Origin of the sequence: Pseudomonas sp. GD03875, assembly GCF_029840585.1 — a bacterium.
GTDB lineage: Bacteria > Pseudomonadota > Gammaproteobacteria > Pseudomonadales > Pseudomonadaceae > Aquipseudomonas > Aquipseudomonas paralcaligenes.
In genome coordinates, this window is the sequence record NZ_JAOCCV010000030.1 from 37,355 (window position 1) to 57,880 (window position 20,526).

A 20,526-nucleotide genomic window follows, 5' to 3' on the forward strand; every position below is an offset into this window, starting at 1 on the left:
TGGTTATTTCTTGTGGGGTACGTTATGCCAATCCGTAAGGCCCCTGGCAAGTCGCCATTACACTTGTCCGTGATTCGGCTGCGCCGCGCTCCCCTCAGCAGCCCAGGCTGTCGGCCTGGCGGTAGAGCATCAGCAGCTTGCGGGTGATGGTCTGCTGGATGTCGTCGCGCTCGAACGACGACAGCCGGGTGAGCCGCTGCACCTGCAGACGATGCAGGTGGATGTAGGGCATCTTCTGGTCGAACTCGCGCAGGTCGCCCTTCATCAGGATGGGCAGGAAGACGTCGTTGACCTTCTTCTGGTTGCCGATGATCTGCGCCAGGGCCTGCTTGAACGGCATGGTCCTGGGCGCCGGGCGGCCGTCCCCGGTCTGGGTGGTCAGCAGCAGGCCGGGCTTGCCCAGCACCACGCCGGGCAGCACGCAGAGCCCGGTCTTGCGCACGGCCACGGGCTCGATGCCGTGCAGGGTGTCGTGGAAGGCGTAGGGATTGGGCAGCACCACCATCTTGCGCCCGTAGTCCGAGGGGAAGTGCAGGTCGTAGTTGGTGTACAGCTGGCGGGTGGATTCGGAATAGACGCACAGGCGGTTCTCGAACAGCCTGATGAAGCGTTCGGCCAGCTCGCGGCGGGCGATGCTGTCCAGGTCCCAGACCAGGTCCTGGTTCTGCGGCTGGCCGAGATCGACCTCCTGATGCTCCATGCCGCTCATCGTCACCTCATACCCGGAATTGGCCCAGCAGGCGGTTCAGTCGTTCGGCGAGCTGGCCGAGGTGACCGCTGGCCTCGCTGAACTGCTCGGCCGCCAGCGCGTTCTCGTGAGCCAGGCTGGCGGCCTGGGTCACGTTCTGATTGATGTCGTCCACCACGTGGGACTGCTGCAGGGTGGCACTGGCGATGGAGGCATTCAAGCCCGTCAGGTTGCGCAGCGAGGCGGCGATCTGGTCGAGGCTCTCGCCGGCCTGGCGGGCCTGCTCGACCGTCTGCCGGGAGGCCTGGCTGCTGGCGTCGATGACCTTCACCGCCGCCTCGGAGTTGCCCTGCAGGCGCTCGATCATGCCGTGGATCTCGGCGGTGGATTGCTGGGTACGCTGGGCCAGCATGCGCACCTCGTCGGCCACCACGGCGAAGCCGCGGCCCTGCTCGCCGGCCCGCGCCGCCTCGATGGCCGCGTTCAGCGCCAGCAGGTTGGTCTGCTCGGCGATGGAGCGGATCACCTCCAGCACGCTGCCGATCTGGGTGCTTTCCTGGGCCAGGTCCTGGATCACCTGCACCGCCCGGGCGATGGTCTCGGACAGCTGGTCGATCTGGCGCAGGCTGCCGTCGATGTTCTGCTGGCCCTGCAGCGCCTGCTGCTCGGCCTGGCGCACCTCGCCGGCGGCGTGCTCGGCGTTCTTCGCCACGTCCTGCACGGCGTACGACACCTGGTTGACGGCGGTAGCCACCAGTTCCATCTGCTGCGATTGCTGCTGGCTGTACTGGCGGGCGTTGGCGGAAATCCCGCCGAGGGAGTGCGAGGCCTCGTTGAGGCTGCCGGCGGCCTGCAGCGACTCGCCGATCACCCCGCGCAGCTTGCCGGTGAAGGCGTTGAAGTGGCCGCCCAGGGCGGTCAGTTCGTCGCGGCCGTGGTTGTCCAGGCTGCGCGTGAGGTCGGCGTCGCCGCTGGCGATGCTGGCCATGGCGTCGACCGCTTCGTCCAGCGGGCGGGCGATGCTGCGCGCGATGAGGATGACCAGGCCGGCCAGCAGCAGGGCGATCACGGCCAGGATGCCGAGCGCGCGCAGGGCCTGGGTGCGGAACTCGGCCTGCACGTCGTCGACGTAGACGCCGGTGCCGAGTATCCAGCCCCAGGGCTGGAACAGCTCGATGTAGGAAATCTTCGGCACCGGCTCCTCGGAGCCCGGCTTGTTCCAGCGGTAGTCGACCTGGCCGGCGCCGCTCTGCCTGGCGATGGCGACCATCTCGTTGAACAGGAACTTGCCGTCCGGGTCCTTCAGTTCACCGAGCTGGCGGCCTTCCAGCTTGGGGTTGGTCGGGTGCATGACCATGGTCGGGGTCATGTCGTTGATCCAGAAGTAGTCGTCCTGGTCGTAGCGCAGGCCGCGGATGATCTCCATTGCCTGCCGCTGCGCCTCCTCCCGGGCCAGACCGCCGCTCTCCAGGCCCTGGTAGTGCTTGAGCACGCCGATGGCGCTTTCCACCAGATGACGGGTCTGCTGGGCCTTGGCCTGGTACAGGCCGGTGTGGATCTGCTGCAGCATCAGCCCGGTGAGGAGCAGCAGCATGACGATGGACGACAGCAGGATCAGCCACAGGCGGCGGCTGATGGGAAGGGTGCGCAGGCTGCTCATGAGGGGTGGCTCCGGGTCAGTTCTTGTAATAGCCAACAGCCAGTCTAGGCGCTGCGCCATCCGCCGTTGGCAAGGAGGCGCGCAGAGGTGCCTATCTGGTAGGATGCCCGCCGTTTTCCGTCTGCGACCAGGCGTCTATTCCGTTATCGGCCGCTTCTCTGAGGCGGCCAGTGCCGAGGTATTTCATGGATTTGTGGACAGCCCTGCAGGTAGTGATCCTGGGCATCGTCGAGGGCCTGACCGAGTTCCTGCCGATCTCCAGCACCGGCCACCAGATCGTCGTCGCCGACCTGCTCGGCTTCGGCGGCGAGCGGGCGATGGCCTTCAACATCATCATCCAGCTCGGCGCCATCCTGGCGGTGATGTGGGAGTACCGCCGCAAGATTCTCATCACCGCGTTCAACGTGCCGCGGCAGCGGCAGGCCCAGCGCTTCACCGCCAACCTGCTGATCGCCTTCCTGCCGGCGGTGGTCATCGGCGTGGCCTTCGCCGACCTGATCCACGAGTACCTGTTCAACGCTGTCACCGTGGCCGTCGCCCTGGTGGTCGGTGGCGTGGTGATGCTCTGGGCCGAGCGCCGCCAGCACGAGATCACCGTCGAGGAGGTGGACGACATGACCTGGAAGGAAGCCCTGAAGATCGGCTTCGCCCAGTGCCTGGCGATGATCCCGGGCACCTCGCGCTCGGCCTCCACCATCATCGGCGGCCTGCTGTTCGGCCTGTCGCGCCGCGCCGCCACCGAGTTCTCGTTCTTCCTGGCGATGCCGACCATGGTCGGCGCGGCCGTGTATTCCGGCTACAAGTACCGCGACCTGTTCCAGCCCGGCGACCTGCCGGTGTTCGCCCTGGGCTTCGTGGTGTCCTTCATCTTCGCCATGATCGCCGTGCGCGGCCTGCTCAAGTTCATCGCCAACCACAGCTACGCGCTGTTCGCCTGGTACCGCATCGCCTTCGGCTTGCTGATCCTGGCCACCTGGCAGTTCCACCTGATCGACTGGAGCAGCGCCCAGGGCTGAGCATGGAACGACAAGGCATCCTGAAGAGCTGGAACGACGACAAGGGCTTCGGCTTCATCCTGCCTGACGGTGGCGGCGAGCAGCTGTTCGTGCACATCTCCGCGGTGCGCGGGGACCGGCGCCCTCAGGCCGGCGATGCGGTGGCCTATGTCGCCGGGCGCGACGAGCAGGGCCGGCCGCGCGCCCAGCACATGCGCCACCTGGCGCTCAGCCTGGATCGCCCGGCCATTCGCCGCAAACCGGGCCAGGACACGCCAAAAGCCGCCAGGAACCCGCGTCAGCCCGGCCCGGATTCACCGGCCATCCGCAACCTGCAGGCCAAGCTACTGGTGCTGGCGGCGCTGTGCGCGCTGCCGGCCTGGGGCGCCCTGGCGCTGCTGGAGCGTGGTGTGGTCTGGGTGGCGCTGGCCTATCCGCTGGTCAGCCTGTTCAGCTTCGGCCAGTACTGGTTGGACAAGCAGTCCGCGCAGAAGGGGCGCTGGCGCACGCCGGAGAACAGCCTGCACATCGCCGAGCTGGTGGGTGGCTGGCCCGGCGCCCTGGTGGCCCAGCAGGTGTTCCGCCACAAGACGCGCAAGGTGTCCTTCCAGCTGGTGTTCTGGGCGATAATCGCGTTGCACCAGGCCTTCTGGATCGACCAGCTGGTGCTGGGCGGGCGTTACCTGGGCCATCTGCTGCCGCTCTAGTCGAGCAGCAGCCCCGCCTGGCGAACCTTCGGCAGCTTGCGCACCACCAGCTGGTGGGAGCGGGTCAGCAGATCGCGCATCTCGTCATCACCCAGCGGGTACGGCTCGTTCATGCTGACCCAGTAGGCCCGGGCCAGGTAGGGCGCGGGACGGATGCCCGGCCGGTCGACCATGCCGAGGAACAGCTCCGGCGCCACCTTGAAGGCCAGGCCGCCGCTGAGCAGGGCGAACATCTTGTTGCCGGCCACCGAGAACACCCGGGCGCCGCCCCATTTGTAGTCCTCGCGCGCGCCTGGCAGCTGCAGGCAGAATGCGGCGATCTGCTCCGGGGTCATCATGGTTCCTGCCTCTCCTTCTTGGTGCGGCTAACCTAGCAGAGTTTCGTCCTTCTTCCGCCAAGGAGTTCTCCATGTCGCTGTCCCTCTACCAGGCCTCCGTGCCCCAGTTCGTCCGCATGTTCGGCAACCTGTCGGCCATTCTCGACAAGGCCGCAGCCCATGCCGAAGCCAGGAAGATCGACCCCGCCGTGCTGCTCGACGCGCGCCTGGCGCCGGACATGCACCCGCTGACCCGCCAGGTGCAGATCGCCAGCGATGCCGCCAAGGGCTGCGCGGCGCGCCTGGCCGGGGTCGAGGTGCCCAGCTTCGCGGACACGGAGAGCAGCTTCGCCGAACTGCAGGCGCGCATCGGCCGCACACTGGAGTTCATCGGCAGCCTGACGCCCGAGCAGATCGACAGCGGGGAAGGGCGCGAGATCGTCCTGAAGGTCCCGGGCAGCGAATTGCGGTTCAGCGGCCCGGACTACCTGCTGCACTTCGTGCTGCCCAACTTCTACTTCCACGTCACCACCGCCTACGCCATCCTGCGCCACAACGGCCTGGAAATCGGCAAGATGGATTATCTCGGACGGGCGTGAGCGGCCGGCCCGGGCGGGCCGGCGGGTGACGCGACGCTCAGCGGTTGAAGCGCTCCACCAGGGAATACTGGTCCTGGGCGGTGGAGGTGAGTTCCTCGCTGAGCAGCGCGGTGTTCTGCGCTTCGCCCGAGGTCTGGTCGGCCAGCTGGGCGATGGTGGTGATGTTCTGATTGATCTCGTCGGCCACGGCGCTCTGCTGCTCGGCCGCCGCGGCGATCTGGTTGGCCATGTCCGCGATGTTGCCCACCGCCTCGCTGATGCCCTGCAGCGCCTGGTCGGCCTGCAGCACGTGCTCCACGCCTTCGTCGGCCTGCCTGCGGCCGATCTCCATGGTCATCACCGCCTCTTCGGCGGTGCGCTGCAGCTTGGCGATCAGCGCGTGGATCTGCCCGGTGGATTCCGCCGTGCGCTGGGCCAGAGAGCGCACCTCGTCGGCCACCACGGCGAAGCCGCGACCCATCTCGCCGGCCCGCGCCGCCTCGATGGCGGCGTTGAGGGCGAGCAGGTTGGTCTGGTCGGCGATGCCCTTGATCACGTCGACCACACCGCCGATCTCGTTGCTGTCCTGGGCCAGGCGCGACACCGTCTCGCCGGTTTCGCCGACGGAGACCGACAGGCGCTGGATCGCCTCGCGGGTCTCCGAGGCGACATGGCGGCCCTCGCCGGTCAGGCGGTTGGCCTCCTGGGTGGCGATGGCGGTGCGCGCCACGTTGTTGGCCACTTCCAGGGTGGTGGCGGCCATCTCGTTGATCGCGGTCACCACCTGCTCGGTCTCGATCCGCTGGCGCTCCAGGCCAGCCGAGCTGCTGTGGGCCAGGTGGTCGGCGTGCTTGGCCTGGCTGGTCAGGCGCTCCGCGGTGTCCTGCAGGCGGGTCAGGCAGGTCTTCAGGCGCGCTTCCTGGCTGAGCATGGCCATTTCCAGGCGCGCCTCGGCGCCGCGGCTGTCGGTGTACATCTGCGCGATCAGCGGGTCCGAGGTGGTCTGCTCGGCCAGGCGCAGCAGGCGCTTGACGCCGCGGGTCTGCCAGCCGAGGCCGGCCAGGCCCAGCGGCACGGAGAGCAGGGCGGCCAGCAGGAAGCCCCAGGTCGAGCCGATCCAGTGGCCGATCATGAAGCCGATCTGGCTGATCAGGATGAACGGCAGCCACGCCTGCAGCACCGGCAGCCAGCGGTCGGTGGCGGGAATCGCCGCCTTGCCGGCATTGATCCGCTGGTACAGCGCCTCGGCCCGTTGCACCTGCTCGGCGGTGGGCTTGACCCGCACCGATTCGTAGCCCACCACCTGGCCCTTCTCCAGCATGGGCGTGACGTAGGCGTTGACCCAGTAGTGATCGCCGTTCTTGCTGCGATTCTTCACCACGCCCATCCACGGGCGGCCCTTCTTCAGCGTCTGCCACATGTGGTCGAACACCGCCGGCGGCACGTCCGGGTGGCGCACGATGTTGTGCGGCGCCCGCAGCAGCTCCTCACGGGCGAAGCCGCTGATCTCGACGAAGGCCTGGTTGCAATAGGTGATCTGGCCTTTCAGATCGGTGGTGGAGATCAGCCGTTGCTGGTCGGGAAAGGTGCGTTCGCGCTGGGTGACGGGCTGGTTGTTTCTCATCCGGAGGGCTTCTTGTTCGAGTGGGCTATGCCTAGCAAATCGGCCGTGGAGCGCGGAAGTTTAGGGGATTACCTGTCCGAGCGGATAAGTATTTTCGGGCTGCCGACTCCTTATTGCCGATTAGTTCCACGGGGTGGTGATGAAACTTATCGTGGTTAGTTATGTCGCCGCTCCGCTTAGTTGTCATGGCATGGCACTTTGCCGCTCTTTCATATAGTCATTGATATTGCCTGTTTTATGGCGTCATAAAATTGTCGATAGAATTTGGAGTGTTATGCTAATTGCACTTTTAATTCTTGATGGCCGTTTGAAATCTAGGTTTGGCTTTCTAAAAATCCGCTGTATTCTGCGCTCCAGAGCCTCCCCTACAGATTGGTGTCAAACTAATGGCATCTTTGTGTCGAAGCGGCGCCTCAATATGAAAACTAGATCACTGTTTTCAGATATTTAACTTTCCTACTGCCCGCCACGGAACTTTGTTGTTTTGAGTGGCATCTGTTTTGCTCGAGGCTGATTGAACTTCCTGTTTCACTTTAGATTGAACGGATAACAGCCGAAGCGGTAAACAGAGACCAGAGGAAGTTGCAGTACCTGTTGTCCGGTCTCGTCGCGAAGTGAGCGTCAGCCATGGGGCTGTCGCATCGATCCACGCAAGGAGGAGATCGTCCAATGCGTATCAGCATCTTTGGGCTGGGCTATGTTGGGGCTGTGTGTGCGGGGTGCCTGTCGGCCAGAGGGCACCAGATCATCGGGGTGGACATCTCGCCGCTGAAGATCGATCTGATCAACGACGGCAGGTCGCCGATCGTGGAGCCCGGGCTGGAAGAGCTGCTGCAGAAGGGGGTCGCCAGCGGCAAGCTGCGCGGCACGCTGGATATGCGCGAAGCGGTGCTGAACACCGACATTTCCTTCCTGGCGCCGCCGACGCCGAGCAAGCGCAACGGCGACCTCGACGTGTCCTACATCGAGGAAGTCTGCCAGCAGATCGGCAAGGTCCTGCCGGAGAAGAACAGCCGCCATACCGTGGTGGTGCGCAGCACCGTGCTGCCGGGCACCCTGCGCAACGTGGTGATCCCCACCCTCGAACGCTATTCCGGGCTGAAGGCCGGCAAGGACTTCGGCGTGGCGGTGAACCCCGAGTTCCTGCGCGAGAGCACCGCGATCAAGGACTACGACTTCCCGGCCATGACCGTGATCGGCGAGTTGGACCAGACCTCCGGCGACCTGCTGGAAGAGATCTACGGCGAGCTGGACGCCCCGATCATCCGCAAGAGCGTCGAAGTCGCCGAGATGATCAAGTACACCTGCAACGTCTGGCACGCGACCAAGATCACCTTCGCCAACGAGATCGGCAACATCGCCAAGGCGGTGGGCGTCGATGGCCGCGAGGTGATGGACGTGATCTGCCAGGACCACAAGCTCAACCTCTCCAAGTACTACATGCGCCCCGGCTTCGCCTTCGGCGGCTCCTGCCTGCCCAAGGACGTGCGCGCCCTGAACTACCGCGCCACCCAACTGGACGTCGAGTCGCCGCTGATCAGTTCGCTGATGCCGAGCAACGAGGCCCAGGTGCGCAACGCCTACAACCTCATCGCCAGCCAGGACAAGCGCAGCATCGCGCTGCTCGGCCTGAGCTTCAAGGCCGGTACCGACGACCTGCGTGAGAGTCCCCTGGTCGAACTGGCCGAGATGCTGATCGGCAAGGGCTTCGACCTGAAGATCTTCGACCGCAACGTCGAGTACGCCCGCGTCCACGGCGCCAACCGCGAGTACATCGAGTCCAAGATCCCCCACGTCTCCTCGCTGCTGCGCTCGGACCTGGCCCAGGTGGTGGCCGAGGCGGACGTCATCGTGCTGGGCAACGGCGACGAGCTGTTCGAGACCGTGGTTCAGCAACTGCCGCCCGGCAAGAAGCTGATCGACCTTGTCGGCTTCATGCGCCAGTGCAGCGATGAAGTGAAAGAAGGCCTCTGCTGGTAGCGACTGCTGCAGGACAAGGTGCACAGGGCGTTACAACAACAACAACGACGCCCCCGTTGCAGAGCGGTAACTCAAACGGGGTGACATTTCATGGAAAGTGTTCAGGGTAGCTTGCGCAACGCCGCAGGCTGGCTGTTCTATTTGTCTGCGTTGGGTGGCATGGCCTTGCTGCTGCCCCACAGCATCTTCGATCCGGAGTCCGCCGACTTCCTGCTGCTCCTCGGGGTGGTGGGCATCTGGCGCTACTCGATGGGCGCGATCCACTACGTTCGCGGCCTGATCTTCCTCTACATCGTCTACCCGTACTACCGGCGCAAGGCGCGCCGGCTGGGCGAGGCGGGCGATCCCTCCCACGTCTACCTGCTGGTCACCAGCTTTCGCATCGACGCGCTGACCACCGCGGCGGTGTACCGCTCGGTGATCCAGGAGGCGATCGACTGCGGCTACCCGAGCACCGTGGTGTGCTCGATCGTCGAGTTGTCCGACGAGCTGCTGGTCAAGAACCTGTGGAACCGCCTGGCGCCGCCGGAGCGGGTGCGCCTGGACATCGTGCGGATTCCCGGCACCGGCAAGCGCGACGGCCTGGCCCAAGGCTTCCGCGCCATCTCCCGGCATCAGCCGGACGAGCGCGCGGTGGTCGCGGTGGTGGACGGCGATACCGTGCTCACCGCCGGCGTGGTGCGCCAGACCGCGCCGTACTTCAAGCTGTTCGACAACCTCGGCGGGCTCACCACCAACGAGTTCTGCGAGGTGCGCGGCAGCTACGTGATGCAGGAGTGGCACAAGCTGCGCTTCGCCCAGCGCCACATCAACATGTGCTCGATGGCCCTGTCCAAGCGGGTGCTGACCCTGACCGGGCGCATGTCGGTGTTCCGCGCCGAGGTGGTGACCGACCCGGGCTTCATCATGGACGTGGAGAACGACCACCTGGAGCACTGGCGCCTCGGTCGCTTCAAGTTCCTCACCGGCGACGACAAGTCCAGCTGGTACAGCCTGATGCGCCTGGGCTACGACACCTTCTACGTGCCGGACGCCTCGATCAACACCGTCGAGCACCCGCCGGAGAAGAGCTTCCTCAAGGCCAGTCGCAAGCTGATGTTCCGCTGGTACGGCAACAACCTGCGGCAGAACTCGCGGGCCCTGGGCCTCGGCATCCGCCGCCTGGGCGCCTTCACCAGCGTGGTCCTGCTGGACCAGCGGGTGTCGATGTGGACCAGCCTGCTCGGCCCCTCGGTGGCGATCATCGCCAGCATCAAGTACGGCTTCGCCTACCTGCTGATCTACCTGCTGTGGATCGGCCTGACCCGACTGGTGCTGACTCTGCTGCTGCTGGCGTCCGGCCACAGCATCGGGCCGGCCTACCCGCTGATCCTCTATTACAACCAGATCGTCGGCGCACTGGTGAAGGTGTACGTGTTCTTCCGCCTCGACCAGCAGTCCTGGACGCGCCAGAAGACCAAGCTCGACCGCGATCTCGCCAGCTTCCAGCGCTGGTTCAACACCTGGTCGTCGCGGGCCATGACCTTTTCTGCCGGCAGTGTCTTCGTCGCCACCCTGATGTGGATGGTGTGAGCGGCCGCCCGCCAACTCTCCAGAACTCTCGCCCCCAGACTCTCGATTGCATAAAGGAACGAACATGAGCGCAGTGATCAGCCCCAGCATCAACAGCAACGTGGTCCACGAAGCCGAAGCCCAGCGACAGTACGCGCGCCTCAAGCTGCCGGCCAGGATCCGCTACGTCACCCCGCAGGGCCAGGAGATCGAGGCGCCGCTGCTCGATCTGTCGGTCGGCGGTTTCTCCTTCCAGCCGGGCAACAGCCTGCTCAAGGAAGGCCAGTACTGCCACGGCAAGCTGATGTTCGAGGTCGAAGGCATCGGCTTCGCCATGGACGTGGAATTCCAGGTCCGCTCGCTGGAAGGCTCGCGCCGCGCCGGCTGCGAGTTCCACCACCTGCGCCCGCGCGAACAGGCGGCACTGCGCTACGTGATCAGCTCCTTCCTCAGCGGCGAGCTGATCAACGTCGGCGACCTGATCAGTACCCTGCAGCGCGACAACTTCACCAAGCCGCGCAAGGGCGGTGACGCCGCGCCGGCCGGCCTGTTCGGCCGCATGCGCGCGGTCAGCCTGAGCTTCGGCCTGTTCATGGTCGGCGTGGTCGCCGCCGGCTACGTGCTGTACCAGCTGTACGACATCTATTTCATCACCCACGCCGACTCGGCCCAGGTCGCGGTGCCCGGCCAGCAGGTGTCGATGCCCCGCGAGGGCGCGGTGCAGGCCCTGGTCAAGGTCGGCGACACGGTGGCCAAGGGCGCGCCGGTGGGCACCTTCTCGTCGAACATGATGGACGTGCTCAAGGGCGTGCTGCCGACCGAGGACCTGACCCCGGACAACCTCCAGCGCCTGTTCGGCAAGACCTTCCAGGGCACCCTGACCAGCCCCTGCGACTGCCGCGTGACCGCCCAGCTGATCGGCGACGGGCAGACCGCCGGCAAGGGCTCGGCGGTGTTCCTGATGTCGCCGGTGGACAGCGTGGCCACCGTCGAGGCGCGCTTCCCGTACCGCGCCTTCAACGAGCTGCAGCCCGGCACGGCGGTCAGCTTCATCGTCGCCGGCGAGAAGGAGGAGCGAGCCGGCCACATCACCACCCTGGCCTTGCAGGACGGCGGCCTGGCGTCCGACATCCGGGTCATGATCCAGCCGGACGAGCCGCTCGGCACCGAACTGGCCAAGCGCCCGGTGGACGTGCGCATCCGCCCGTTCGGCAACGTCTTCGACGATCGCCTGGTGAAAGAGGGCGAAGTGCTGGCCAGCAAGCTGCTGCCCGCCGGCGACTCCCGCAACGTGGCGGCCGGCGAATGAACGCGCGGCTGTCAGCGATCGCGCTGTGCCTGACCGCCGCCGGTTGCGCGCAGCTGCCCGATCTCGAACTGGCCAAGCAGGCCAGGACCGGTGGCGACCTGCAGGTCGCGGAGGAGAACTTCCGGCCGCTGGCCGAACTGGGCTACGCCGACGCCGAGCTGGGGCTGGCCGATGTGCTGGTGCAGCAGCCCGACGCGGCCCGCCAGGCCGAGGGCGAGTCCATCTACCGCCGCGTGGCGGCGGAGTCGCCCATTGCCCGGGTCAAGCTCGGCAAGTGGCTGGTGAACAAGCCCAACGCGACCCCGGCCGAGCGGCAGGAGGCGGTCGAACTGCTGCGGGCGGGCATCGCCAGCGGCGACCAGAGCGTGCTGCTGGCGCTGGTGCGCCTGCAGCTGGAAGACCCGCAGACCGCCGACCTGGCGGCCATCGAGCGGCAGCTGACCGAGTGGCAGGCCCAGGGCATGCCCCAGGCCCGCCTGGGCTGGGTGATGCTGTACCGCGCCCGTGGCGACTACGAGGCGCACCTGGACGAGATTCGTGCGTCCTGCGAGGCCTGGCTGTCTGAGGTGAGCGACTGCTACGCCGAGCTGGCCGCCGTCTACCGCATCCAGGGTGACGAGGAGGCGGTGAAGGGGCTGGCCGAGCGCATGGAGAACGACTTCCGTTCCCAGCGCGTCGCGCCCAACCAGGTGCAGACGGTGGCCCGCGTGCTGGCCGGCGACGGCGCCGGGCAGCCGCGCCCGGAAGAGGCCAGGCAGCTGTACGAGGCCATCGCTCCCGTGTGGCCGGACGCCTGGGCCGGCCTCGCCGACCTGGTGCGGCGCAACCCGCAGCTGGGCGAGACCGAGCAGGTGCTGGAGTACCTGGAAAAAGGCGTCGAGGCGGGCTCCGGCCGCGCCGCGGTGGCCCTCGGGCAGATCTACCTCAACGGCCAGCTGGTGCCGGCCGAGCCGGCGAAGGCCGAGCAGTACCTGCTCACCGCCATCCCCCAGGACCCCAAGGCGCGGCTCATCCTGGCCCGCCTCTATCGCGAGGGCAAGCTCGGCCGGGTGCATGCCGACAAGGCGCTGGAACAGCTGCTGATCGCCGCGCGCGCGGGCAACCCGCAGGCCGACGTCGCCCTGGCCCAGCTGTTCGGCGATGGCCGCGGCATCCGCATCAACCCGGTGTACGCCTACGGCTTCGCCACCCTGGCCAAGGAGCAGGGCATGCCCCAGGCCGACATGTGGATGGAGCGCATGACGCCCCGCCTGCAGCCCGGCGACATGGCGCGGGTGCGCTCCATGGTGGAGCGGGAGAGGGCGGCGCGGAGCGGCGGCGAGCAGGTCAGCCTGCACACCCAACGATAATCAAGCACGGGACATGCTATGACCTTCAGCAGATCGTTTCTCAGTTTCGTCATCGCGGCCAGCGGGACACTGACCGTCAATGGCGTGAGTGCCGACGAGGCGTCCAGCCTCGACTACGGCATCAACTTCAAGCTCACCGCCCAATCCATCGAAGACCTGGACCTGGGCACCCGCGACGGCGGCGACTTCAACGGCCTCGGTGCCAGCGCGCGGCCCTGGGTGTACGGCTCGCGCGGCAACTGGTCCGGCTACGCCATGGGCGAGGCCTTCGTCGCCACCGACGTGCTGGAGTCCTCCCAGGTCAACAACGACACCCTGGAGGCGACCGACAGCCGCGAGCGCGAGAAGAACTTCCTCGCCCTGCACGAACTCTGGGTCGACTACTCCGGCCTCACCGCCTACCCGGGCGAGTCGCTGCGCTTCGGCCGCCAGCGCATCCGCGCCGACGATGGCCTGTGGTGGGACACCAACATCGAGGCGCTGCGCTGGAACTTCGACACCACCCTGCTCAACGCCCAGGTGGCGGTGGCCGAGCGCTTCAGCGACTACCGCACCGACCTCGACGACCTGGCGCCCCAGGACGAGGACCGCCAGCACTTCCTGGCCGGCCTCTCCACCCAGTGGCGCCCGGGCCACTGGGCCGGGCTCAAACTGCACCACAGCCGCGACAACGGCAGCCTGGCCCACGCCGGCGAGACGGTCGACGAGCTGAGCAAGCGCTACACCGGCGACGTCACCTGGTTCGGCGCCGAACTCAACGGCGACTTCTTCAACCCGCGCAGCACCGCGCCCGTCAACTACTGGGTGGCCGCCACTCTGATGCGCGGCGACGCCGAGCTGCTGCAGACCAGCAGCGCCAGCGGCGAGCGCCGAGCCGTGGGCAGCCGCGACCAGGACCTGGACGGCTGGGCCGTCGACCTCGGCCTGCGCTGGAACATCGATGAAAACTGGCGCCTCGGCGGCACCCTGTCGCGGGCCAGCGGCGGCGGTGACGCCGACGATTCCGAGCAGTTCATGCAGACCGACCTGCAGAGCAACCGCGCGCGCTTCACCGGCACTCGCTCCAGCGTCCACCGCTTCGGCGAGGCCTACCGCGGCGAGCTGAACAACCTGCAGGCCGCGTCGCTGTTCGGCAGCTGGGTGCTGGACCGGAAGTACGACGCCAGCCTGGTCTACCACCGCTTCTGGCGGGTGGACGAGGACCTGGACAGCGCCAGCGGCCTGAACGTCGCCCTGGAGCCCGGCGACAAGGACCTGGGCCAGGAAGTCGACCTGGTGCTGACCCGCTACTTCGACCGCTCCGAACTGGGTGTGGTCGAGGCCGACTCGGCGCTGGTGCGCCTGCGCGGCGGCGTGTTCTTCCCTGGCGACGCCTTCGCCAGCGGCACCGATTCCAGCATGCATCGGGTCATGCTCGATGTGATCTGGCGATATTGAGGAGCGAGCCATGATCCAGCCCACCAGAAGCCTTGTGCTAGGCACCTGCGCCTGGCTGCTCTACGCGGCCGGCGCCCAGGCGGTGAATACCGAGGTATCGCCCGAGGCCTACCAGATTCGCAGCGCGCCGGCCGAGCCGCTGAAGATGGACCCGCCCAAGCTGCCGGACCTGACGCCGTTCACCCCCGAGGCCGTGTACGAGAAGATCGTCACCAAGCCGGCGGGCCAGGTCAGCCTGCGGCGCATGATCGGTATGGACCAGCTGACCGAGTTCACCGGCGGCGACGAACGCCTGCGCGAATGGGTGACCCGCCAGGGCGGCATGCCCCAGGCGCTGGTGGTGGAGGGCGGCTACGTCACCCCCGCCGACCTGGCCAGGGCGCAGCCCAAGTACTTCCACGAGGTCGAGCCCGGCATCTACGTGCTGCGCCTGCCGCTGGTGGTGATGCCGGGCGCGACCCTGCACGTGGACGAGAAGACCAAGGACCTGCGCCTGTCCAAGGACCGCGGCGCCTTCGTCATCAACGACGGCAAGCTGTTCGTCACCGACAGCCGGATCACCGCCTGGCGCGAGGCCGAGAACCGCCAGGACTGGTTCGAGAAGAAGGGCGAGTTCCGTCCGTTCATCAACGCCTGGGGTGGCACCGAGACCTACATCGTCAACTCGACGATCTCCAGCCTCGGCTACACCAAGAGCAAGTCCTACGGCTTCTCGATCTCCCAGTACAGCCCGTCGATGGCGCCGAAGATGGGCCGGGACCACCCCACCGGCTGGCTGCTCAACTCGATGTGGGATGACATGTGGTACGGCTTCTACTGCTACGAGGCCGACGACGTGGTGATCCGCGGCAACACCTACCGCAACAACCTGGTCTACGGCATCGACCCGCACGACCGCTCGCGCCGGCTGATCATCGCCGAGAACACCGCCTACGGCACCCGCGAGAAGCACGGCATCATCGTCTCGCGGGAGGTGAACGACAGCTGGATCTTCAACAACCGCTCCTACGACAACGAGCTGTCCGGCATCGTCATCGACCGCAGCAGCGTGAACAACGTGCTGGCCTACAACGAGACGTACCGCAACAAGTCGGACGGCGTGACCATCTACGAGAGCGGCGACAACCTGTTGTGGGGCAACAAGGCCTACAACAACGAGCGCCACGGCATCCGGGTGCGCAACAGCGTCAACGTCAAGCTGTACGAGAACCTAGTGGTGAGCAACGGCAAGCTCGGCGTCTACGGCCACGTGAAGGACCTCAGCAACACCGACCGCGACCTCCTGCTCGACCCCTTCGAGACCAACATCTCCATGCTCATCGTCGGCGGCAAGCTGGTGGCCAACGCCTCCGGACCGATGGGGGTGGACTCGCCCCTGAGCCTGGAGCTGTACCGGGTGCAGATGCTGTCCCCGACCAAGAGCGCCGGCATCACCCTGCCGGGCATCCTCGGCCCCTACCAGGACAAGATCCTCGATCTGCTGGTGCGGCAGGACAAGCCGGTGCTGATCGACTACCTCGGCACGGACATGGAGGCCAAACGATGAACCGTTTCCCGAGCCCTCGCGGCGCCCTGGCGCTGGGCCTGCTGCTGGCCGCTTCGTCCGCCGCGGCGGCGCAGTTCCCCACCTATGACATCGAGCTGATCGGCGGCCTGTGCCCGGCGGCGTCCAACCCCGCCAGCTACGACACCAAGGAACTCGACTTCCACAGCACCCTGATCGACGGCCAGGACGGCTGGCTGTTCCGCACCAAGAACGACCTGCGCACCGACATCGGCACCACGCCGGAGGGCTACGCCCAGCTCAAGCGCTTCCGCGATGCGCTCAAGGCGCGCGGGGTGGAGCTGCTGATCGTGTTCCAGCCGACCAAGGGCCTGGTCAACCGGCGCAAGCTGACGCCCGATTGGCAGAGCAAGTTCGACTGGGAGACCGCTCGCGCCAACTACATCAAGACCATCGGCGAATTCCGCCGGATCGGCATCTGGGCCGCCGACTACTCGCCGCTGTTCGACGAGCAGGGCAAGGACACCGACTTCTTCTTCAAGGACGACCACCACTGGACCCCGCGCGGGGCCAAGGACGCGGCCAAGCTGACCGCCGAGGTGCTGAAGCAGATTCCGGCCTACGCCGACATGCCGAAGAAGGAGTTCGTCACCAAGCGCGTCGGCATCCTCGGCAGCCCCGGCAGCTCGGGCGAGGCGGCGGGCAAGATCTGCAACAACACCTACGACACCGAGTACGTCGACCGCTTCGCCACCGAGCCGGCCGACGAGAGTTCCGGCGACAGCCTGTTCGGCGACGAGTCCAGCCCGGAAGTGGTGCTGGTGGGCACCAGTAACAGCGGCGTGGCCTACAACTTCGCCGGCTACCTGGAGCAGTACAGCGGCGTGCAGGTGATGAACATGGCGGTCACCGGTGGCGGCTACGAGAGCGCCATGCTGCAGCTGCTGGCCAGCGAGGATTTCCAGAAGAAGCCGCCGAAGGTGGTCGTCTGGGAATTCGCCACCCACTACGACATGTCCCTGCGCGACTTCTACCGCCAGGCCGTGCCCATGGTCGACAACGGCTGCGCCGGCCAGCCGGCGCTGCTCACCGGCAAGGCCAAGCTGGGCCCGGGCAGCACCCAGGTGTTCCTCAACGGCACCAGCGGGCTGAAGGAGCTGCGCAGCGCCGACCACATGATCGACCTGCGCTTCAGCGACCCGGGCATCCACGACACCAAGTCCACCGTCTGGTACTTCAGCGGGCGCAAGGAGCGCTTCGACCTGGAGCAGAGCGACCGCATCGACACCGGCGGCCGCTACCTCTTCGAACTGCGTGACGAGGGCGACTGGCGCGACCTGACCCTGATGGGGCTCGAGGTGGACGCGCCGGAAAACATGCCCGAAGGCCTCACCGTGGAGGCGACCGTGTGCCGTCGCCACGACGGCAGCCAGCGAATGGCGAGCAACTGATGCGCGCCCTGGGTCAACCTCTTTTCTGGAGAAGCTAGGATGGTTTTCTCGTCCAACGTATTCCTGTTCCTGTTCCTGCCGATCTTCCTCACGCTGTACTACCTGTGCGGGAACCGGTATCGCAACCTGCTGCTGCTGGTCGCCAGCTACATCTTCTACGCCTGGTGGCGGGTGGACTTCCTCGCGCTGTTCGCCGGGGTCACCGTGTTCAACTACTGGATCGGCCTGCGCATCGGCGCGGCGGGGGTGCGCACCAAGGCGGCCCAGCGCTGGCTGATACTCGGGGTGGTGGTCGACCTGTGCGTGCTGGGCTACTTCAAGTACGCCAACTTCGGGGTCGAGAGCTTCAACATGGTGGTCAGCTCGTTCGGCATGGACCCCTTCGTGCTGACCCACATCCTGCTGCCCATCGGCATCTCGTTCTACGTGTTCGAGTCGATCAGCTACATCATCGACGTGTACCGCGGCGACACCCCGGCGACCCACAACCTGATCGATTTCGCGGCCTTCGTGGCGATCTTCCCGCACCTGATCGCCGGCCCGGTGCTGCGCTTCCGCGACCTGGTGGACCAGTTCAACCACCGCACCCACACCGTGGACAAGTTCGCCGAGGGCTGCACGCGCTTCATGCAGGGCTTCATCATGAAGGTGTTCATCGCCGACAGCGTGGCGCCCATCGCCGACCACTGCTTCGCCCTGTCCGACCCGACCACGGGCGAGGCCTGGCTGGGCGCCGTGGCCTACACCGCGCAGCTGTACTTCGACTTCGCCGGCTACAGCAGCATGGCCATCGGCCTGGGCCTGATGATGGGCTTCCGCTTCATGGAGAACTTCAACCAGCCCTACATCAGCCAGTCGATCACCGAGTTCTGGCGGCGCTGGCACATCAGCCTGTCCACCTGGTTGCGCGACTACCTCTACATCAGCCTGGGCGGCAACCGCGGCAGCACCTTCGCCACCTACCGCAACCTGTTCCTGACCATGCTGCTGGGCGGCCTGTGGCACGGCGCCAACTTCACCTACGTGATCTGGGGCGCCTGGCACGGCATGTGGCTGGCCATCGAGCGGGCCCTGGGCGTGGACGCCGCGCCGCGCACCATCAACCCGCTGAAATGGGCCTTCACCTTCCTGCTGGTGGTGACCGGCTGGGTGATCTTCCGCGCCGAGAACCTGGACGTGGCCTGGCGCATGTACGCCGCCATGTTCGAGTTCTCCGACTGGCGCCTGTCCGACCTGACCCTGGCCCAGCTGACCAGCCTGCAGATCGGCACCCTGGTGCTGGCCTATGGCGTCATCGTCGTCTTCGGCCTGCGCCAGTTCTACACCAACCCCCTGGCCAGCCGCGCGCCCAAGGCCAAGGCGGGCGAGGAGGGCACCGTCGCCCCGCTTGGCGGCGCCACCGCGGTGGCCGCCGGCGTCGCCCCGGCCTACGCCGTGGCGCTCGGCCGGCTGCTGGTCCTGCTGCTGTTTGTCGCCTCGGTCCTGAAGCTGTCGGCGCAAAGCTTTTCACCCTTCCTGTACTTCCAGTTCTGAGGAGGAGCCGACATGCGCACCATCCACATCCTCTACAGCGCCACCTTCGCCCTGGTCCTCGTGGCCCTGTCGCTGGCGTCGATGCCCAACCTGTTCCGCTTCTCGGCGGCCGGCGAGACCACCTTCCTCAACGGCAAGCTGACCCATGCCATCGAGAAGCACTACGACAAGGGTTTCCCGGTCAAGGAGTTCGGCACCAACGTCTGGGCGGCGGTGGAATACGGCCTGTTCGGCGAGGGCCGCCCCGGCGTGGTGATCGGCCGCGACGGCTGGCTGTTCACCAGCGAGGAATTCAAGCCGGCGACCAAGCCCGACCAGGTCGAGGACAACTGGAAGCTGATCACCCGCGTGCGCGACGAGCTGCGCAGCCGGGGCATCCAGCTGCAGGTCGTGCTGCTGCCGGCCAAGGCCCGGCTCTACCCGGAGTTCGTCGCCGAGCAGCGCCCGGTGGCCGAGCAGCAGGCGCTGTACGACCAGGCCCGCGAGCGCCTCGGCCAGCTCGGCCTGCAGGGCGCGGACCTGTACGCCGCGCTGGAGGGCGGCAAGCAGCAGGGCCTGGTGTTCTTGCGCACCGACACCCACTGGACGCCGCTGGGCGCCGAGCTGGCCGCCCGCGCCGTGGCCGACGACTTGCAGCGGCGCCACCTGCTGCCCCACGGTGAGCTGAGCTACGCGACCCGCCAGGTCGGCAGCGAGACCCACAAGGGCGATCTGCTCAGCTACCTGCCGCTGGACCCGTACTTCGCCGCCATGCAGCCGGCCAAGGAGCCGCTGGAGAAGCGCGTGACCGAGCAGAGCGACGACGCGGGTGGCGACCTGTTCGGCGACAGCGCGCCCCAGGTGGCCCTGGTCGGCACCAGCTACAGCGCCAACCCGAAGTGGAACTTCCTCGGCGCGCTGCGCCAGTCGCTGGGCACCGACCTCTACAACTACGCCGAGGACGGCCACGGCCCGCTGGTGCCGATGCTGCGCCTGCTGGCAAAGGGCGAGGAAGAGACCCAGGGCCTCAAGCTGGTGCTGTGGGAGGTGCCCGAGCGCTACCTGACCCTGCCCAGCGACCTCAGCGAATTCGATCCCCAATGGCTGGCCCAGCTGGGTTCCGGCCGTGAACCGGCCCAGCAGCAGCTGGCCGCCAAAGGCCCCGCCAAATCCGTGGCGGCGCCCTGAAGACGAGCACTCACCAAAGGAGATGACCATGCAAACCACCCTTCGCAAGCTGGCCCTGGGACTGGGCTGCCTGAGCCTCGCAGCCACCTTCAACGTCGCCCACGCCGACGAGGGCGGCCTCTACGGCCCGACCGCGCCGGCCGGCTCGGCCTTCGTCCGTGCCTACAACGCCGGCTCCTCGGAGCTGGACCTGAGCCTCGGCTCGGTCAACATCAAGGACGTGCAGCCCCGTGGCAGCAGCGACTTTTCCTTCCTGCCGGCGGGCAGCTACAGCGCCAGTGCCGCGGGCAAGTCGCTGCCGGTCAACCTCAAGGCCGACCAGTACTACACCCTGGTGCGCCTGCCCAGCGGCGAGCTGAACCTGGTGGAAGACCCCGCCTTCAAGAACCGCCAGAAGGCCCTGGTGCGCGTCCAGAACCTGTCCGACACCCCGGTCAGCCTGAAGACCGCCGACGGCAAGACCGAGGTGATCCCGGCCGTGGCCGGCAAGGCCCGCGGCGACCGCGAGATCAACCCGGTCAAGGTGCGCCTGGCGCTGTTCGCCGGCGACCAGAAGGTCAGCGACCTGAACCAGCTGGTGCTGGAGCGCGGCGAAGTGGCCGCCCTCTACGTCACCGGCAGCGGCTCCAACCTGAGCCCGGTCTGGGTGCAGCGTCCGGCGGGCGCCGAGTGATGC

General features: G+C 66.9%; 17 protein-coding genes. 13 read left to right on the forward strand and 4 right to left on the reverse strand.

Going from position 1 to position 20,526, the window contains the following annotated elements; translation table 11 throughout:
* Positions 1–94: 94 nt before the first annotated feature.
* Together N5D30_RS20890 and N5D30_RS20895 are read right to left on the reverse strand one after the other, a co-directional pair.
* Positions 95–709: a hypothetical protein gene (locus N5D30_RS20890; protein ID WP_220816019.1), complete on the reverse strand. Its 615-nt coding sequence runs from the start codon at positions 707–709 to the stop codon at positions 95–97.
* Positions 710–716: 7 nt separating this feature from the next.
* The gene (locus tag N5D30_RS20895) at positions 717–2,348 is read right to left on the reverse strand and encodes a methyl-accepting chemotaxis protein (RefSeq protein WP_279910533.1); all 1,632 of its coding nucleotides are present in this window, start codon (positions 2,346–2,348) and stop codon (positions 717–719) included.
* Positions 2,349–2,533: 185 nt separating this feature from the next.
* Here N5D30_RS20895 and N5D30_RS20900 point away from each other — a divergent pair, with 185 nt between their 5' ends.
* Positions 2,534–3,364 carry an undecaprenyl-diphosphate phosphatase gene (locus tag N5D30_RS20900; protein WP_279910534.1) on the forward strand — a complete coding sequence of 277 codons (831 nt, stop codon included), beginning with the start codon at positions 2,534–2,536 and terminating at the stop codon, positions 3,362–3,364.
* Positions 3,365–3,366: 2 nt separating this feature from the next.
* Positions 3,367–4,050 carry a DUF1294 domain-containing protein gene (locus tag N5D30_RS20905; RefSeq protein WP_279910535.1) on the forward strand — a complete coding sequence of 228 codons (684 nt, stop codon included), beginning with the start codon at positions 3,367–3,369 and terminating at the stop codon, positions 4,048–4,050.
* Here the strand turns inward: N5D30_RS20905 and N5D30_RS20910 are convergent.
* Entirely contained in the window at positions 4,047–4,385 is a 339-nt protein-coding gene (locus N5D30_RS20910; RefSeq protein ID WP_279910553.1) for an MmcQ/YjbR family DNA-binding protein, read from the reverse strand. The two genes, N5D30_RS20905 and N5D30_RS20910, sit on opposite strands and share 4 nt — an antisense overlap.
* A gap of 74 nt (positions 4,386–4,459) precedes the next feature.
* Here N5D30_RS20910 and N5D30_RS20915 point away from each other — a divergent pair, with 74 nt between their 5' ends.
* Entirely contained in the window at positions 4,460–4,966 is a 507-nt protein-coding gene (locus tag N5D30_RS20915; protein ID WP_279910536.1) for a DUF1993 domain-containing protein, read from the forward strand.
* A 37-nt stretch (positions 4,967–5,003) separates the two neighbouring features.
* Here the strand turns inward: N5D30_RS20915 and N5D30_RS20920 are convergent, their stop codons facing one another.
* Positions 5,004–6,569, reverse strand: coding sequence for a PAS domain-containing methyl-accepting chemotaxis protein (locus N5D30_RS20920; RefSeq protein ID WP_279910537.1), 1,566 nt, complete (start codon positions 6,567–6,569; stop codon positions 5,004–5,006).
* Positions 6,570–7,238: 669 nt separating this feature from the next.
* On the opposite strand from N5D30_RS20920, the gene N5D30_RS20925 reads away from it, so the two are divergent.
* From N5D30_RS20925 to N5D30_RS20970, 10 genes are all read left to right on the forward strand, one after another.
* Complete coding sequence (locus N5D30_RS20925; protein WP_220816013.1) at positions 7,239–8,549, forward strand: UDP-glucose/GDP-mannose dehydrogenase family protein; 1,311 nt, start codon at positions 7,239–7,241, stop codon at positions 8,547–8,549.
* A gap of 90 nt (positions 8,550–8,639) precedes the next feature.
* Positions 8,640–10,121: a glycosyltransferase family 2 protein gene (locus N5D30_RS20930; protein WP_279910538.1), complete on the forward strand. Its 1,482-nt coding sequence runs from the start codon at positions 8,640–8,642 to the stop codon at positions 10,119–10,121.
* A gap of 64 nt (positions 10,122–10,185) precedes the next feature.
* Positions 10,186–11,409 carry a PilZ domain-containing protein gene (locus N5D30_RS20935; protein WP_279904490.1) on the forward strand — a complete coding sequence of 408 codons (1,224 nt, stop codon included), beginning with the start codon at positions 10,186–10,188 and terminating at the stop codon, positions 11,407–11,409.
* The gene (locus tag N5D30_RS20940; protein WP_279910539.1) at positions 11,406–12,758 is read left to right on the forward strand and encodes an alginate biosynthesis protein AlgK; all 1,353 of its coding nucleotides are present in this window, start codon (positions 11,406–11,408) and stop codon (positions 12,756–12,758) included. Before N5D30_RS20935 ends, N5D30_RS20940 begins: the two co-directional genes overlap by 4 nt.
* A gap of 18 nt (positions 12,759–12,776) precedes the next feature.
* Positions 12,777–14,195, forward strand: a complete 1,419-nt coding sequence (locus N5D30_RS20945; protein ID WP_279910540.1) for an alginate export family protein — start codon at positions 12,777–12,779, stop codon at positions 14,193–14,195.
* 10 nt (positions 14,196–14,205) lie between these two features.
* Entirely contained in the window at positions 14,206–15,741 is a 1,536-nt protein-coding gene (algG, locus tag N5D30_RS20950) for a mannuronan 5-epimerase AlgG (protein ID WP_279910542.1), read from the forward strand.
* Positions 15,738–17,150 (forward strand): alginate O-acetyltransferase, encoded by a 1,413-nt coding sequence (locus tag N5D30_RS20955; RefSeq protein ID WP_279910544.1) that lies wholly within the window; start codon positions 15,738–15,740, stop codon positions 17,148–17,150. Before algG ends, N5D30_RS20955 begins: the two co-directional genes overlap by 4 nt.
* Before the next feature lie 39 nt (positions 17,151–17,189).
* Positions 17,190–18,683: an MBOAT family protein gene (locus tag N5D30_RS20960; RefSeq protein WP_220816007.1), complete on the forward strand. Its 1,494-nt coding sequence runs from the start codon at positions 17,190–17,192 to the stop codon at positions 18,681–18,683.
* 12 nt (positions 18,684–18,695) lie between these two features.
* Entirely contained in the window at positions 18,696–19,850 is a 1,155-nt protein-coding gene (locus tag N5D30_RS20965) for an alginate O-acetyltransferase (RefSeq protein ID WP_279910546.1), read from the forward strand.
* 22 nt (positions 19,851–19,872) lie between these two features.
* Positions 19,873–20,523, forward strand: coding sequence for an alginate O-acetyltransferase AlgF (locus tag N5D30_RS20970; protein WP_279910548.1), 651 nt, complete (start codon positions 19,873–19,875; stop codon positions 20,521–20,523).
* Positions 20,524–20,526: the final 3 nt, after the last annotated feature.